The 243-nt window shown below is 61.7% G+C and carries 1 pseudogene; it reads left to right on the top strand.

Annotated features, from left to right (window positions below):
* Window positions 1–131: pseudogene (locus J5M56_RS27315) on the top strand (LysM peptidoglycan-binding domain-containing protein); the annotation flags it as partial.
* Between the last annotated feature and the right edge of the window lie 112 nt (window positions 132–243).

The following is a 243-nucleotide window of genomic DNA, read 5'->3' as shown; positions in this document are numbered from 1 at the left end:
AAACCCTGGCGATGCTCGCTGTGCGCTATCAAGTCAGCGTGACCAGCCTGCGCAGCACCAACAACCTCAAGAGCGATGAGCTCAAGGTTGGCCAGCAACTCGACATTCCTGCTACCACGCTGGCCGCTCGACCACCTCACCTGCGGCAATCTGGTTGGCCAGCCGCGGGCTTAGCAGCTGTATGCGCGAGCCGCCACTCATTGTGCGGCCAGCGTGGTAGCAGGAATGTCGAGTTGCTGGCCA

Source organism: Pseudomonas sp. 51_B (genome assembly GCF_017491595.1).
In the GTDB taxonomy this organism is placed as follows: Bacteria; Pseudomonadota; Gammaproteobacteria; order Pseudomonadales; family Pseudomonadaceae; genus Aquipseudomonas; species Aquipseudomonas promysalinigenes.
The sequence above is the reverse complement of the archived record's forward strand: the minus strand, read 5'-3'. Positions and strand labels throughout refer to the sequence as shown.